This window comes from Uliginosibacterium sp. TH139 (genome assembly GCF_002855595.1).
Lineage (GTDB): Bacteria > Pseudomonadota > Gammaproteobacteria > Burkholderiales > Rhodocyclaceae > Uliginosibacterium > Uliginosibacterium aquaticum.
Genome location: NZ_PKRR01000002.1, coordinates 95,060 through 111,667 on the forward strand (window position 1 = coordinate 95,060; position 16,608 = coordinate 111,667).

5 protein-coding genes are annotated in these 16,608 nt (G+C 64.8%); all 5 read left to right on the plus strand.

Annotation, left to right across the window (positions count from 1 at the left end; genetic code table 11):
* The first annotated feature begins 1 nt into the window (after position 1).
* From C0V76_RS04125 to C0V76_RS04145, 5 genes are read left to right on the plus strand one after another with little or no spacing between them, the layout of a single operon-like run.
* Positions 2-2,146, plus strand: coding sequence for a PqqD family peptide modification chaperone (locus C0V76_RS04125; protein ID WP_101941121.1), 2,145 nt, complete (start codon positions 2-4; stop codon positions 2,144-2,146).
* The gene (locus C0V76_RS04130; protein ID WP_101941122.1) at positions 2,143-4,059 is read left to right on the plus strand and encodes a hypothetical protein; all 1,917 of its coding nucleotides are present in this window, start codon (positions 2,143-2,145) and stop codon (positions 4,057-4,059) included. The genes C0V76_RS04125 and C0V76_RS04130 overlap by 4 nt, the downstream gene beginning before the upstream one ends.
* Positions 4,060-4,081: 22 nt before the next feature.
* Positions 4,082-4,930: an efflux RND transporter periplasmic adaptor subunit gene (locus C0V76_RS04135; protein WP_158239140.1), complete on the plus strand. Its 849-nt coding sequence runs from the start codon at positions 4,082-4,084 to the stop codon at positions 4,928-4,930.
* 12 nt (positions 4,931-4,942) lie between these two features.
* Positions 4,943-15,061, plus strand: coding sequence for a cadherin domain-containing protein (locus C0V76_RS04140; protein WP_101941123.1), 10,119 nt, complete (start codon positions 4,943-4,945; stop codon positions 15,059-15,061).
* A complete protein-coding gene (locus C0V76_RS04145) occupies positions 15,058-16,590 on the plus strand; it encodes a sensor domain-containing diguanylate cyclase (protein WP_101941124.1) in 1,533 nt (510 codons plus the stop codon). The genes C0V76_RS04140 and C0V76_RS04145 overlap by 4 nt, the downstream gene beginning before the upstream one ends.
* Positions 16,591-16,608 lie beyond the last annotated feature (18 nt).

The following is a 16,608-nucleotide window of genomic DNA, read 5'->3' on the forward strand; positions in this document are numbered from 1 at the left end:
CATGAGCGAGTCGCTGTTCAGCCCTTACTGGTATCGCGCCGCACATCTGCATCCGCAGCTCGCCGGCAATACCCGGATCACCCGTCAAGTTTTCCGCGACGAACAGTGGTATGTACTGAGCAATCAGGCCTCCGGCCGCCAGTTCCGCGTCAATCGCCTCGGCTACCAGCTCATCGGCCGTCTTGATGGCCAGCATTCGGTGCAGGACATCTGGGATGGCCTGATCCGCGAACTCGGTCAGGACGCCCCCAGCCAGCATGAAGTGCTGCGGGTACTCTCAGAGCTGGCCGGTGCCGGCATGCTGCGCAGTGAGAGCAGCCCGGATCTGGGCGGCATTTTCGAAGCGACCCGGCGGCGGCAGCAGGGAGCGAGTCGCCTGAACCCGCTGGCCTTCCGCCTGCCACTGTGGAATCCCGCACCCGTACTGGACTTTCTGGCCCCCGCCACGCGCTGGCTCTTTACTCGCCCGGCTGTGCTGCTGTGGACGCTGCTGACACTCGGCGCACTGCTCCTCGCCCAGCTGCACTGGCCCGAGTTGCGCGCCTACGCCAGCCTGCACGTAGCCAGCCCGCGCAACCTGCTGCTGCTGTGGCTGACCTATCCCACGATCAAGCTGATCCATGAGTTTGCCCACGCCCTGGCGGTGCGGATCTGGGGCGGCGATGTGCACGAGCTGGGCGTCACCTTCTTCCTCGTGATGCCGGTACCGTATGTGGACGCCTCCTCCGCCTCGGCCTTCCCCGAGCGCCACCGGCGGATTCTGGTGAGCGCCGCCGGCGTCATGACCGAAGTCGCCATCGCCTCGCTGGCCCTGCTGCTGTGGCTCAATCTCAACGATGGTGTACTGCGCGAACTGGCCTTTGCCTGCATGCTGATCGGCGGGGTATCCACGGTGCTGGTCAATGCCAACCCGCTGATGCGATTTGACGGTTACTACGTCTTCGCCGACGCCCTCGAAATGCCGGGCCTCGCCGCACGGGCAGATGCCTGGCTGCGCTACCTCGGCGAGCGCTGGCTGCTCGGTCACCGCGAGTTGCCGCCACCGCCCGGCACCGAACACAAGCGCCTGCTGCTGAGCGTATTCGGTGCCGCCTCGCTGATCTACCGCATCAGCCTGCTGCTGGGCATGGCGCTCTGGCTGGGCAGCAAGCAATTGCTACTGGGCGCCTTGCTGGGCCTGTGGCTGCTGCTGCATTTCGCACTCCTGCCGGGCTGGCGCCTGCTGCGCCTGGTCTTTGCCGGGCGCCGCCTGCACAGCACACGCGGCCGCGCGATCGCAGGCCTCACCAGCCTGTTGCTGGCGGGAGTCGTGGTGCTGGGCGTGCTGCCGATGCCCTGGATCACGCACGCCGAAGGCCTCGTGTGGGTGCCGGACGAAGCCCGGGTGCGCAACGAGGAAGAGGGCTTCGTGAGCCGCATCCTGGTCAGCAACGGTCAGTCGGTCAGTGCCGGCACGCCCTTGCTGGAGCTCGAGAACCGCGAACTCAAGGCCCGCGCCAGCCAACTGGCCAGCCGCCTGGCCAGCCGTGAGCAGGCCTATCAGGGCTCCCTGCTGAGCAATCCCGCTGAAGCCATCGCACTGGCCGAAGAAGTGCATGCCCTGCAGACCGAGCAGGCTCGCATGGAAGAGCGGCTGGCAAGCCTGCTGCTGCGCGCACCGGTTGCGGGCATCGTCGGCATGCCCACCGCACGCGACCTTGAAGGGCGCTTCTTTGCCCGCGGCAATGTGCTCGCCAACGTGCTGAACCCGGCCACCCTCACCGTCCGCGCGGTGCTGGGGCAACAGGATATCGAGCTGTTGCGGGCCACAGACCCGCGCGTCGAGATCCGTATCGCCGGCCAGCCACGCGAGAGCCTCGTTGCCCGCAGCCGGCCGGAGCAGCCTGCGGCCGGCTACCAACTGCCCAGCGCGCTGCTCGGCGACCGCGGTGGTGGTCCTTTCCTGACCGACCCAGCTGACCCGGACGGCCTGCGAACCCTCGAGCCTGTATTCACGCTCGATTTCGAAATCCCGGGCAAAGCCCTGCCACGCATTGGCGAGCGCGCCCGGGTACACATTTACCATGCCCCGCGCCCACTCGCCGTGCAGTGGTGGCGCAATCTGCGCCAGGCCTTCGAGCCACACTTTGGTGGAGCCGGCGCATGACGAGCCGAAGCCGCCCTCCGGTGCCCGGGCTGTTGCTGGGGCACTACCCCGAACGCATCGAGCGCGCCCATCACCCGGACCTCCCCTGGCTGCGCTGCCTGCTCGCCGATCTGCCCCCCTTCGCCCATCCCCGCAGGCGCCTTCTGAGTGAGCGTGCCACGCGGATCCTTCAACGCAGCAAGCGTCTGCGTGCGACTCCGGCGGCCATGCCGCTGGCCGAGCTGGCCCGCGACGGCTTCGCCTCGGCCGCCGCCGAAGCCTGCTGTGCGCGGGTGTGCCTGGAAATCGAGAACACCCTCGGTCGTAGCCTGCGCCCGGCCCAGATCATGGCCGCGCTGTGCGTGCTCGACGGGCGCCTCGCCGAACTGCCCACTGGCGAAGGCAAGACACTCGCCAGTGCCCTCGCCGCCTGCGTCGCCGCCCTTGCCGGGGTGCCGGTCCATGCAGTGACCAGCAATGACTACCTCGCTGCACGCGACGCCGCCATGCTGCAGCCGCTCGCCGCAGCGCTGGGGCTGCGCGTAACAGCCATCGATCCGGCCATGAAGAGCGAGGCCCGGCGCCAGGCCTATGCCGCCCACATCACCTTCTGCTCTGCGCGCGAACTGGTCTTCGATTACCTGCGCGACCGCAGCCGCACGCACGACCGCGTGCTGCGCGGCCTGTGCATGGCCATCGTGGATGAGGCCGACAGCGTTTTCATCGACGAAGCGGCCACCCCCTTCATCCTCTCCGAGAGTGTCGACGAATCTACCCAGCAGGCGCTCTATGTACAGGCCCTGAGACTGGCCGGGCAAATGAAACCTGGCTTCGATTTCCGCGTGGACGGGCGCGACCAGAGCGTGCACTTCTCCGATCAGGGGCTGGCGCTGATCGAGGCCGAAACCCTGGACGACATCCCGCTATGGGGCGTGCCGCGCTACCGTCAGGAAATGGCCGAACTGGCCATACGCGCGCTCTACATCCTGCGTCGCAACGTCGATTACCTGGTCAGCGAGGGCAAGATCCACATCATCGACGCGAACAGCGGGCGCCGCGCCGAGGGGCGCAGTTGGTCGCGCGGTTTGCACCAGATGGTGGAACTCAAGGAGCGCTGCAAACCCACCCTGGCGGCCCGCGTGATCGCCCAGATCACCTTCCAGCGTTTCTTCAGCCGCTACCACCTGCTCGGCGGCATGAGCGGCACCCTGCTCGAAGCCCGCAGCGAACTGCTCGAGGTCTATGGCCTCACGGTGGAGCGCATCCCGGTCGGCCGACCCTCCAGCCTGCGCCTGCTGCCGCCGGTGGTATGCAGCCATGCCGGCGCCAGCCAGCAAAAGCTGCTTGAAGAGGTCCGTCAGATGCAGTCGGCCGGGCGACCGATACTGATTGGTACCGACTCGGTCCGCGAATCCGAGCGCATCAGCCATCTGCTGCGAAGTGCCGGCCTGCCCCATCAGGTACTCAATGCCCGCCAGGATACGGCCGAAGCCACCCTCATCGGGCAGGCCGGGCAAGCCGGTGCGATCACCGTCACAACCAATATGGCAGGCCGTGGCACCGACATCCTGATCGACGAGGCTGTTGCCCGCGCCGGCGGCCTGCATGTGTTGTCATGCCAGCACAACAGCGCGCGCCGCATCGACCGCCAGCTCTTCGGCCGCGCTGCACGCCTGGGCCAGCCGGGCAGCGCGCGCACCCTGCTATCGCTGGAAGAAGGCCTGCTGGGGCGCTACCTCGGCAGGAGGTGGCACAAAATATTGCAATTGTTTAGCTCAAAGCTAGACGACACTATGCCTTTAGTAGTAGGCAAAATGCTACTGAAAATAACCCAGTGGCTGGCCGAACGTCGTGCCCGCAATGCCCGTCAGCGCTTACGGGCAGCCGACACGCAACAAGGAGGAGGACAACTGTTTGGCACGCGCCGTGAATGAGCGCCGACAGACAGAAATAATCATGACAAGAACTTCGTACTCAGGCCCCCTGTGCAGCTTGCTCCCGGGGCTGCTGCTCCTTGCCTGCGGTAGTGTGGCTGCCGCGCCAGCGAATAGCCGCACCGGTGACATCCTCGGCTGCCTGCTCACGCCGGCCGCTGAAGCCGAGATCGGTAGCCCCGTGGTCGGCATCCTCGAGCAGGTGCTGGTCGACCGCGGCGACAGCGTCCGCAAGGGTCAGGTCATCGCCCGCCTGATGAATGACGTCGAGCGCGCCGCGGCCTCCGCCGCAACCCAGCGCTCAGAGAATCGCGCCGAAGTGGCCGCCGCCAAGGCCGCCTACGAATTCGCCCAGCGCAAGGCCGAACGCGCCGAGGAATTGCTGCTGCAGAACTTCATCTCCCCCCAGGCCCGCGACCAGGCCGTGTCCGAAGCCGAGGTGGCCGCCATGCGCTACGCCCAGGCCCAGGAGCAGCGCATGGTGGCACGCGAAGACCTGTCGGTAGCCCATGCCCAGCTACGCCAACGCAGCATCACCGCCCCCTTTGCCGGCGTGGTCGTGGAACGCTACTTGCAGCCGGGCGCACGGGTGGAAGACAAGCCGGTCCTCAAGCTCGTGCAGCTCGATCCACTGCACGCCGAAATCGTGCTGCCAGCCACCCGCTTCGCTAGCCTCCGGGTCGGCCAGAACGCCCAACTGAGCCCGGAGATGCAGGGCGCAAGCCCGATCCAGGCCCGGATCAGCCGGGTCGATGCAGTGATCGACGCAGCCAGCAACACCTTCCGCGTACGCCTCGTACTGCCCAACCCCGGCAACCGGATTCCGTCGGGCCTGCGCTGTCAGGTCGTATTCGAAGAAGGGCCGCGCTGAGCGGCACCCGCCATGTGGCTGCCCCCGCTCCTGCGCCAGTTGCTGGGCCGCACGCCGGCCCGGCCGGCGCGCGCGCGTCCGCAGCGGGCGGTGTTCGAAGAGATCGAGGCGCGCCTGCTGTATTCGGCAGACTTCGCCCCCGGCATCAGCGAGCTGGCACCGGTCGCGGAAATCCGTCTCGCCGAGCCTGACGAGGATGCAAGCGCCACCACCCAAAGTAGCCAGAGCAGCCACGCCCTGATCTTCGTTGACGCTTCGATCGAAGACGTCGCCAACCTGCAGGCTGACATCCTGCGTGCTCAGCCGGATGCCGAGATCATCTTCCTGGCGGCAGACCGTAATGGCATCACCCAGATCAGCGAAGCCCTGCAGGGGCGCACAGGCATCTCGGCCATTCACCTGCTGGTGCACGGCGGTGATGGCAGCCTGCAACTGGGCAACACCCTGCTCGATGCCAGCAGCCTCGCCCGCTACAGCGAGGCACTGGCCGGCTGGCAGGGGGCACTGAGTGCCGAGGCAGATCTGCTGATCTACGGCTGCAACTTCACCGCCGGCGAGGCCGGCCTGCAAATGGCCGATGCATTGGCACGCCTCACCGGCGCCGATGTGGCCAGCAGCGATGACCTCACCGGCAGCAGCGCGACCGGGGGTGACTGGGTGCTGGAGCAGCATACCGGCAGGATCGAAACCGCCAGCTTGCTCGGCACCGGCACAGAGCTGGCCTGGAGCGGCACGCTCAACATCGTCACCGGCACCACCAGCACCGCCACCACCGACACCATCGGCGCCACCAGCCTGACTTTCTCGCACACAGTGGATGCGGGCTCGAACAGCCTGCTGATCGTCGAATACAGCACTCGCGGCACGACCTCGCCGGCTTCCATCACCTGGAACGGGATGGCCCTCACCCGCCTCGACACAGTATCCAATGTCGATGTAGTCACCACCGAGATCTGGTATCTCAAGAATCCGGGCGCCGGCACCGCCAATATCGTGGTCACCATGCCCGGCCCGGCCAAGGAGTTCTCAGTCGGCGCCACCACCTTCCTCAACGTCGACCAGAGCAGCACATTTGGCACGGTAGCCAAGGCCACCGGCATCGGTAGCACAGCGAGCGTGAACGTCAGCTCGGCCAGTGGTGACCTTGTGATCGACAGTCTGGCCACCCGCCAGCAGACCGGCAGCCCCACCCTGGGCGCTGGTCAAAGCCAGCTGTGGACCAACTCGCCCGGTATCGGCAGCGCGGAGCCGCGTGGCGCCGGCAGTACCGAGGCCGGAGCGGCCTCGGTGAGCATGAGCTGGACCCTCACCGATTCCTGGGAGTGGGCCAGCCTGGGGGTGTCACTGAATGCGGCTCCGAACACCACGCCTACGCTCAACGCACCCGCCAGCTATGTCGCCACCGAGCAGATCAGCCTCGACCTGCAGGGCACCGGAATTACCGTGGCCGATGTAGATGGTGATGTGCTCACGGTAACGATCTCCACCCCGAGCAATAACTCGCAGTTCACTGCAGCCGTTGGCAGCACCGGCGTCAGCGTCGTCTCCGGCAACGGCAGCAAGAGCCTGGTCGTCTCCGGCACCGCCAGCCAGCTCAACAACTTCTTTGCCGGCAACGGCTCGGCCACCCTGAGCTTCCGTCAGGCCGGCGACACCCCCACCGCTTCGCTCACCATGACGCTCAGCGTCAGCGATGGCGTGGCCAGCAGCAATACCAGCTCGACGATCACGATCACCGCGGTCAACGACCCGCCAGTACTGGGTACACCGACTTCGATCAGCGTGACCGAAGACCTGGCCACGGCCCTGACCGGTATCACGGTGGCGGACAACGATGCCGCCAGTAATCCGCTGATCCTCACTTTCACGGTCGGCAGCGGCAGCCTCTCCGCCACCTCGGGCAGCGGCGTCACGGTGGGGGGCAGCGCTACAGCCCTGACACTGACCGGCACGGTCAGCAGCCTGAACAGCTTCATCGCAGCAGGCAGCCTCAGCTACACCACGGCCACCAATAGCACCAGTTCGATCACACTGGGGGTCAGCGTCAGCGACCAGGGCTACTCGGGCAGCGGCGGTACCCAGACGGCCTCTGCCAACATCACCCTCACCGTCAGCGCGGTGAATGACGCGCCAGTCATCACCAGCAACTCGGGTGGCAGCACCGCCAGCCTCAGCGTGGCGGAGAACACCTCGGCCGTCACCACCCTCAGCGCCACCGATGTGGATTCGGCCAGCCTCAGCTATGCCATCACGGGCGGCGCAGATGCAGCGCGCTTCACGATCAACAGCAGCACCGGCGCGCTGGTGTTCGCCAGTGCTCCCAATTACGAAGCCCCGAACGATTCGGACGCCAACAACAGCTATGTCGTGATCGTGCAGGTCTCGGATGGCAGCGGCGGCACCGACACCCAGACCCTCACCGTCACCGTCACCAATACCAACGAAGCACCGGTCATCACCAGCAATGGCGCTGGCGCTACGGCGACGATCAACGTCACCGAAAACGCCACGGCCGTCACCACTGCCACCGCTAGCGACGAGGATGCCGGCGCGACCCGGACCTGGTCCATCACCGGCGGGGCCGATGCCGGCAAATTCACGATCAACAGCAGTACTGGGGCACTGACTTTCTCTGTGGCGCCAAACTACGAAGCGCCCACAGATGCCGATGCCAACAACAGTTACATCGTCAGCGTGCAGGTATCGGACGGCTCCCTGACCGACAGCCAGAACATCACCGTCACCGTCACCAACGCCAATGAAGCGCCAGTCATCGGCAGCAATGGCGGCGGCGCCACGGCGGCCGTCAGCGTCAGCGAAAACACCAGCGCCGTCACCACCGCCACGGCCAGCGATGCAGATGCCGGCGCCACCCAGACCTGGTCGATCTCGGGGGGGGCCGACGCCGCAAAATTCACGATCAACAGCAGCACCGGGGTGCTGACTTTCATCGCCGCCCCCGACTACGAAACCCCCACCGACAGCGGCGCCAACAACGTCTATGACGTGGTCGTTCAGGTCTCTGACGGCAGCCTCACCGACACCCAGGCCATTGCCGTCACTGTCACCAACAGCAATGAAGCGCCCGTCATCAGCAGCAATGGTGGCGGCGCAACGGCCAGCACCAGCGTGGCGGAGAACAGCGGCGCCGTCACCACCGTCAGCGCGACCGACAGCGATGCCGCCAGCACGCTCAGCTACTCGATTTCCGGTGGTGCCGATGCCGCAAAATTCACGATCAACAGCAGCACCGGGCTACTGACTTTCATCGCCGCTCCCGACTACGAAAACCCTAGCGATAGCGGCGCCAACAACGTCTATGACGTGATCGTGCAGGTCTCTGACGGTAGCCTGACCGACACCCAGGCCATCGCCATCACGATCACTGCCGTGAATGACGGCACCCCCACCCTCACCAGTCATGGCGGCGGCACCAGCGCCTCGATCAGCGTCGCCGAAAATACCAGCGCCGTCACCACGCTCACCGCCACTGACTCCGACCTGCCGGCCCAGACGCTCACCTACAGCATCACCGGCGGCACGGATGCGGCCTTCTTCACGATCAACAGCAGCACCGGCGAACTCAGCTTCAGCACTGCCCGCAACTACGAATCCGCAGCGGATGCCAACGGCAATAATGTGTATCTGGTCGTCGTGCAGGTGTCGGATGGCACAAACACCGATTCGCAGAGCTTGTCGGTCAGCATTACCGATGTCGATGAATTTGACGTCGGCGCGATCAGCGACAGCAACGCGTCGGCCAACAGCGTGCCGGAAGGAGTGAACGGCGCCACCGTGGGCATCACCGCACACGCCACCGACGCCGATGGCAGCAGCAACACGGTCACCTACTCGCTCTCAAGCAATCCGGGCAATCTGTTCGCCGTCGATGCCAGCAGCGGCGTGGTGACCGTTGCCTCGGGTGCGAACCTCAATTACGAGGCGGCCACCAGCCACAGCATCACCGTGCAGGCCACCTCGGCCGATGGCTCCAGCAGCAGTCAGAGCTTCACCATCAGCGTCAGTGACGTCGATGAATTTGATGTCAGCAGCGTCAGCGATGGCAATGGCGGCGCCAACACGGTCGCTGAAAATGCCGCCAACGGCACCGCCGTCGGCATCACGGCCAGCGCCACGGACGCGGACGGCAGCAACAGCAGTATCAGCTACAGCCTCAGTGACTCGGCCGGCGGACGCTTCGCGATCAACAGCAGCAGCGGTTTAGTCAGCGTCGCCGATGGTAGCCAGCTCAACTATGAGGCCACCACCAGTCACAGCATCATCGTGCGGGCCACCTCGGCCGATGGCTCTTACTCCGAGCAAGGTTTCACGATCAGCCTCAGCGATGCGGACGAATTCGATGTCGGCGCCCTGACCGACAGCGATCCGGCCAGCAACGAAATCAGCGAATTCACCAGCAACGGCGCCACGGTCGGCATCACAGCCCAGGCCAGTGATGCCGACGCTACCAACAACAGCATCAGCTATAGCCTGATCGACTCAGCCGGTAGTCGCTTCGCCATCGATACCACTACCGGCGTCGTCACGGTTGCCGATGCCTCCCGACTGGACTTCGAAACCGATGGCAGTCACACCATCATCGTGCGCGCCAGCTCAGCCGATGGATCCCACACCGACCAGAGCTTCGTCATCACCCTGCTGAACGCCCAGGAAGGCGGCGTGGGGGCCATCAGGGACGGCGACGCGGGCGTAGAGAATGTCATCGAAAACGCCGGTAGTGGCACGCTGGTGGGCATCACGGCCCAGGCCAGCGACCCTGACGGCGATCCGATTACCTACAGCCTGTCCAGTGATGCAGCGGGGCGCTTCAGCATCGACACCTCAAGCGGCGTAGTCAGTGTTTCTGCCTTCGGAGGCACGCCGGGCGAGCTCGATCGCGAGCAGGCGGCCAGCTACACGATCACCGTCAAGGCCAGCAGCAGCGACGGCTCCTTCACCGAGCGCAACTTCACGATCACGCTGGGCGACGTGGATGAATCCGATGTTGGTGCCATCAGCGACAGCAATGCCAGTGCCGACAGCATCACCGAGAATGCCGCCAACGGCAGCCGGGTCGGCATCACGGCCCTGGCCTCCGATGCCGATGCCACCACAAACAGCATCAGCTACTCGCTCTCAAGCAACCCCGGCAACATCTTCAGCATCGATGCGGACACAGGCGTCATCAGCGTCGCAGATGGCAGCCAGCTCGATTACGAGACAGCCACCAGCCACGCCATCACGGTGCTGGCCACCTCAGCCGATGGCTCCACCCGCAGCCAGGTGTTCACCATCGCCGTGGTGAATCTCAACGACAACACCCCGGTCATCACCAGCAATGGCGCTGGCGCAGTGGCCGCCATCAACCTGGCCGAGAACAGCAGCGCGGTGACCACCGTCACCGCCAGTGATGGGGATGCCGGCAGCACGCTCAGCTACAGCATCACCGGCGGCGCAGATGCAGCACTGTTCAGTATCGACAGCAACAGCGGCGCCCTGACTTTCCTCGCCGCCCCTGACCGCGAGCTGGCTGGCGACGCCAATGGCGATCATGTCTATCTGGTCGATATCCAGGTCAGCGATGGCGACCGCACCGACAGCCAGAACCTGGCGATCCTCATTACCGACGTGGATGAATACGACGTCGGCACCATCACGGACAGCAACACCGGCAGCAACACGATTTCGGAAGTCGTCGCCAATGGCTCAAGCGTTGGCATCACGGCCCTGGCCAGCGACGCGGATGCCACCAGCAACACCATCACCTACAGCCTGAGCAACTCCGCCGGTGGCATTTTCAGCATCGATAGTGGTGGCGTGGTAAGAGTCGCGGACCAGAACCAGATCAATTACGAGAGCAACACTTCGCACGCTATCGTCGTGCGTGCCACTTCGGCAGACGGCTCCTTCTCCGAGCAGGGCTTCACGATCAACATCAGTGATATCAACGAGTTCGATATCAGCGCGCTCACGGACGGCAATGGCGCCGCCAACGTGGTGGCCGAGAACGCTACCAATGGCAGCCTGGTGGGCATCACCGCCCAGGCCAGTGATGCCGACGGCAGCAACAACAGCATCAGCTACGCCCTCACGGATAACGCTGACGGGCGCTTTGCGATTGACGCCAGCACCGGCGTGGTCAGTGTGCTGGACGGCAGCCGCCTCGATTACGAAAGCGCCACCAGTTATGCCATTACCGTACGCGCGAACTCCAGCGATGGCTCGAGCAGCAGCACGAGTTTCACGATCACGCTGACGGACGCCGACGAGTTCGATGTCAGCGCACCGGTCGACTTCAACCTGGCCAGCAATCTGGTAACGGAAAATGCGGCCAACGGCAGCCTGGTCGGCATCACCGCCCGCGCCCTCGACCAGGACGCCAGCAACAACAGCATCAGCTACTCGCTCAGCGATGATGCCGGGGGCCTCTTCACGATTGATGCCAGCACGGGTGTCGTGACCGTCGCCAACGGAGCGGGGCTCGATTTCGAAACCACCAGCAGCCACAACATCACGGTCCAGGCCAGTTCTGCGGATGGCTCAAGCAGCAGCGCCAGCTTCACCATCCACCTGGCCGATGCCAACGAATTCAGCATCAGCGCGGTAACGGACAGCAACGGAGCGCTAAACCAGATCACGGAAGACGCCGCCAACGGCACAGTCGTCGGCATCACGGCCAACGCCTCGGACGCGGATGCCAGCAGCAACACCATCAACTACAGCCTCAGCGATGATGCCGGCGGACGCTTCGCCATTGATGCCACGACAGGGCTTGTCAGCGTGGCCGACAGCGCGCTGCTCGATTACGAATCAGCCACCAGCCACACCATCACCGTGCTCGCCACTTCGGCCGATGGCTCCACCAGCAGTCAGAGTTTCACGATTGCGCTCACGGATATCGATGAATTCAACGTCGGAGCCATCTCCGACAGCAATGCCGCGGCCAACAGCATCAACGAGCATGCCGCCACCGGCAGCGCCATCGGCGTCACGGCGCATGCCAGCGACGCAGACGGCAGCAACAACAGCATCAGCTACGCGCTGACCAGCGACGCCGGTGGCCTCTTCAGCATCGACGCCAGCACCGGCGTGGTGAGCGTGGCCAACTCGGCCGGGCTGGACTTCGAGCTCGCCAGCAGCCACAGCATCACCGTACTCGCCACCAGCAGCGACGGCTCCACCAGCAGCCAGAGCTTCATCATCACGCTCACCGACAGCAACGACAACGCGCCCACCATCACCAGCGAAGGCGGCGGCGCCACGGCGTCACTCGCCACAGCGGAGAACAACACAGCAGTCACCACGATCGTTGCCACTGACTCCGATGCAAGCAGCAGCATCAGCTACAGCATCATCGGTGGCACGGATGCGGCCCGCTTCTCGATCGACGCCAGCACCGGCGTGCTGCGCTTTATCGCTGCACCAGATGCCGAAACCCCGATCGATGCAGACCACAACAATGTCTATGAAGTGATCGTGCAGGCCTCGGACGGACTCAACACCGACAGCCAGAGCCTGTCAGTCAGCGTCGCTGATGTCGATGAATTTAATGTTGGCAGCATCACGGATACCGATCCAGCCTCCAACAGCATCAGCGAAAATGCCGCAGCCAACAGCACAGTCGGAATCAGCACCTTCGCCAGCGATGCGGATGCGAGCAACAACGGCGTCAGCTATACGCTGCTCGACAACGCCGGAGGGCGCTTCTCGATCACCAGTGACGGCGGAGTGATCCGGGTTGCCAACCCGGCCCTGATCGACTTTGAAACGGCCAGCAGCCATACCGTTACCGTACGCGCCACGAGCGCAGATGGCTCTACCAGCACCCAGAACTTTGTGATCACCATCCTGGATGTCGACGAGTTCGATGTCACTCAGCCCAATGACAGCGACGCCAGCCCCAACAGCATCAGCGAAGCAGCCAGCAACGGCAGTGTGGTCGGCGTCACCGCGCATGCCAGCGATGCCGATGGCAGCAACAATGCCATCACCTATTCGCTGACCAGCGACGCCGGCGGGCTCTTCACCATCGATGCCAGCACCGGCGTGGTGACCCTCGCCAACGCCAGCCTGCTCGATTACGAGAGCGCCAGCAGCCACTTCGTCAGCGTGCTCGTCAGCAGCGCGGATGGCTCCAGCAGCACCCGCGCCTTCGTGATCACGGTGGCCGATGCCGACGAGTTCGATGTCAGCCCGCTCACGGACACGGACGCCCGCGCCAACAGCCTCACCGAGAATGCGGCCAACGGCACAGCCGTCGGCATCACCGCCTCGGCTTCGGATGCCGACGGCAGCAACAACGCCATCACCTACACCTTGAGCAATGATGCCGGCGGGCGCTTTGCCATCGATGCCACGAGCGGCGTCGTGACGGTGGCCAACAGCAGCCTGATCGACTTCGAGTCCGCCAGCAGCCACAGCATCACCGTGCTCGCCACCTCGGCCGACGGCTCAAGCAGCAGCCAGAGTTACACGATCAACCTCGCGGACAGTGACGAGTTCGACCTCGGCGCGGTCACGGATAGCAACGCCGCCGCCAATCTGGTGAGCGAAAACGCGGCCAGCGGCAGCCCGGTCGGGCTCAGTGCCTCCGCCACGGACGCTGATGCCAGCCACAACAGCGTCAGCTACAGCCTCAGCGATGACGCCGGCGGGCGCTTTGCCATCGATGCTGTGAGCGGCGTCATCAGCGTCGCCAACGGCGCGCTGCTCGACTTCGAGGCCGCCAGCCGTCACACCATCACCGTACTCGCAACGTCAGCCGATGGCTCCAGCAGCAGCCAGAGTTTCACGATCCAGCTTGCAGACGTAGATGAATTCGACATCGGTCCGCTCAGCGACAGCAATGCCACCGCCAACAGCGTGAACGAAAATGCCGGCGCCGGCACCTCCGTGGGGATCACCGCCAACGCGGTGGACGCCGACGCCAGCGACAGCATCCGCTACAGCCTCAGCGACGACGCCGGCGGACGCTTTGCCATCGATGCCACGAACGGCGTCGTTAGCGTCGCCAACGCCGCCCTGCTCGACTTTGAGTCCGCCAGCAGCTTCAGCATTACCGTCATCGCGCGCAGCAGCGATGGCTCGGCCAGCAGTCAGGCCTTCACCATCAGCCTGGTGAATATCAATGAAGCCCCCGGCATCACGGCGCCGGCATCCGCCAGCGGACTCGCCGGCAGCAGCCTGCCGCTGGCGGGGGTCAGCCTCAGCGATCCGGAAGGCAACATCAGCGAAGTCTCACTGAGCGTTGATCAGGGCAGCCTCAGTGTCAGCCTCAGCGGCAGCGCCCGCATCGCGGCAGGCGCCAACGGCAGCTCCCAACTCACGCTCAGCGGCAGCCAGAGCGATCTCAACACCACCCTGGCCAGCCTGCGCTATCAAGCCAGCAGCAGCTTCGCAGGTGAGGCCAGCCTGAGCCTCAGCACCACCGACGCGGGCGGCCTCAGCAGCAACACCAGCCTGCTATTGCAACTGGTGAGCATCGTCACCGACCCAGCAGCGCAAGCGCCGGTCACTGATCCGGAGCCGCCCCAGATCATCACGCCCGAGCCGGTTGTGCCAGATGAAGCGGCCCCCCCTCCGGAACCGATCCCGCTACCGAGCGGCAGCGCTGCACTGAGCGATGGCGGCAGTGCCGTCATTGAAATCACGCCAGACGATGAGCAGGCCTATCAACTCCTGAACCCTCTTGCCGCCAACAACATTGAAGAGCCCGCCAACTTCGCCCTGCTTGGGGGAGAGGATGTGCTGGCTTTACTGCGCCGTATCATCCAAAACGAACCCAGCGGACACGGTGCAGTCGTTAGCGAAACACTGTTCGTGGCCACGCCCTCACCCACGGACAAGCTTGATCAATTGCTGCGTCTGTCACCCAGCCAAGCCGGCCAGGCTGCCGCCGCAGCGCTGACTGCCGGCGTGGTGTGGTGGGCCGGCCGTGCCACGGGCCTGATCACGGCCCTGATGGCCTCGGTACCGGCCTGGCGCACGGTCGATCCCTTACCCATCCTCGGGCGCAACAGAAAGCGTGCAGTGGAAGAGGAAGAAGCCGAAACCACCACCCTGGGACTCGAACCCGAGCCGCTGCAGCCAAGGCGCGGAGAGCCCCTCCTGATGATGGACATCACAGATTGAAACTCACCCTTGGCCCTACCGCACGGATCAGCCTCGGCCTGCTCTCGCTGGCCGTCACCCTGCTGCTGGCGCTCGATCTGCTGCTCGGCGTGTTTCCCGACCCGGCCCGCCAGGCTGCCCAGGCCCGGCGTCAGTTCGCTGAGAACATCGCGATCCAGGTTGCCTCGCTGCTGATGCACGATGAGCGCGAACGGATCGGCCAGATCCTGCCCGAACTCCTGCGCCGCGATCCGGCCCTGCAGAGCATCGGCGTACGCACGGCGGACAGCCATCTGCTCGTCGCCACGCCCCAGCACGAACTGCTATGGGTGCAGGGCGATGCGCAGGAAACCGGACGCAGCCGCTTTGCCGTACCGATCGGCTCCGCCAGCCGGGGCGAAGATTCACGCTGGGGTCAGGTCGAAGTGGCTTTTAGGCCCCTCGACAAAGGCCTCTTCGCCTTCTTTACCCCGGCCATCAAGCTGATCCTCTTGTTCTCGCTGGCAGGCAGCGTGATCTATTACTTCTACCTGCGCCGCACCCTGATTCACCTCGATCCCTCTGCGGCCGTGCCCGAGCGCGTGCAGATGGCCTTTGATGCCATGAGCGAAGCCGTGGTGGTGCTAGACGCCAAACAACGCATCGTGATGGCCAACAGCAGCTTCGAAAAACTCCTGCCAGACGACACCACGCTCGTTAGCGGCCGCAGCCTGGAGAGTTTTCCCTGGCTGCGCATGGGCCTTGAGCACATTGATGCCATCCCGCCCTGGGAAGACTGTTTCCGCAGCAAGGCACGCTCCGAAACCGCCATCTTTGAGGCCACCGACGGTAACGGCAAGGTGCATCGCCTGGTCGTAAATGCCTCGCCGGTGCTCGACGCCAAGAACGCGGTGCGCGGCTGCATGGTGTCCTTCAACGACGTGACCGAGCTTGACGAAGCCAACCGCCAGCTCGTGGCACTGATGGCCGACCTCTCGGAATCCAAGGAGCAGCTCGAAGTGCAGAACCGCGAGCTGTACCGCCTCGCCAACGTCGACCCGATGACCGGCGCACGCAACCGCCGCTCCTTCTTCCCGGAATTCGAGCGCCTGTTCGCCGAAGCCCGCGAACGCGATCTGCCGCTGGCCTTCATCATGGCGGACATCGACAAGTTCAAGTCGGTCAATGACAACTACGGTCACGCCATCGGCGACAAGGTGATCCAGAAATTCGCCAGCATCCTGCTCGCCTCGGCGCGCGACACCGACATCGTCTGCCGCTACGGCGGTGAGGAGTTCTGTGTCGCGCTGCCCGGGGCCGACGCCGAGCAAGCCTGGCAGGTTGCCGAGCGCATCCGCGAGCGGGTCAAGGCCGAGGTCGGCTCATCCCTGCCACTGGACCCGCAGCCGATGATCACCTCAAGTTTCGGCGTGGCGTCCATCATTTCGGGTGCCGAAAGCGCCGAACAGCTCGCCGACTTTGCCGACCAAGCGCTCTACCACTCCAAGCACAACGGCCGTAACCGCTGCACGACCTATAGGGTAGGCATGGCGCAGGACAAGAAGGGCTGAGGAGACATCACGTCCACG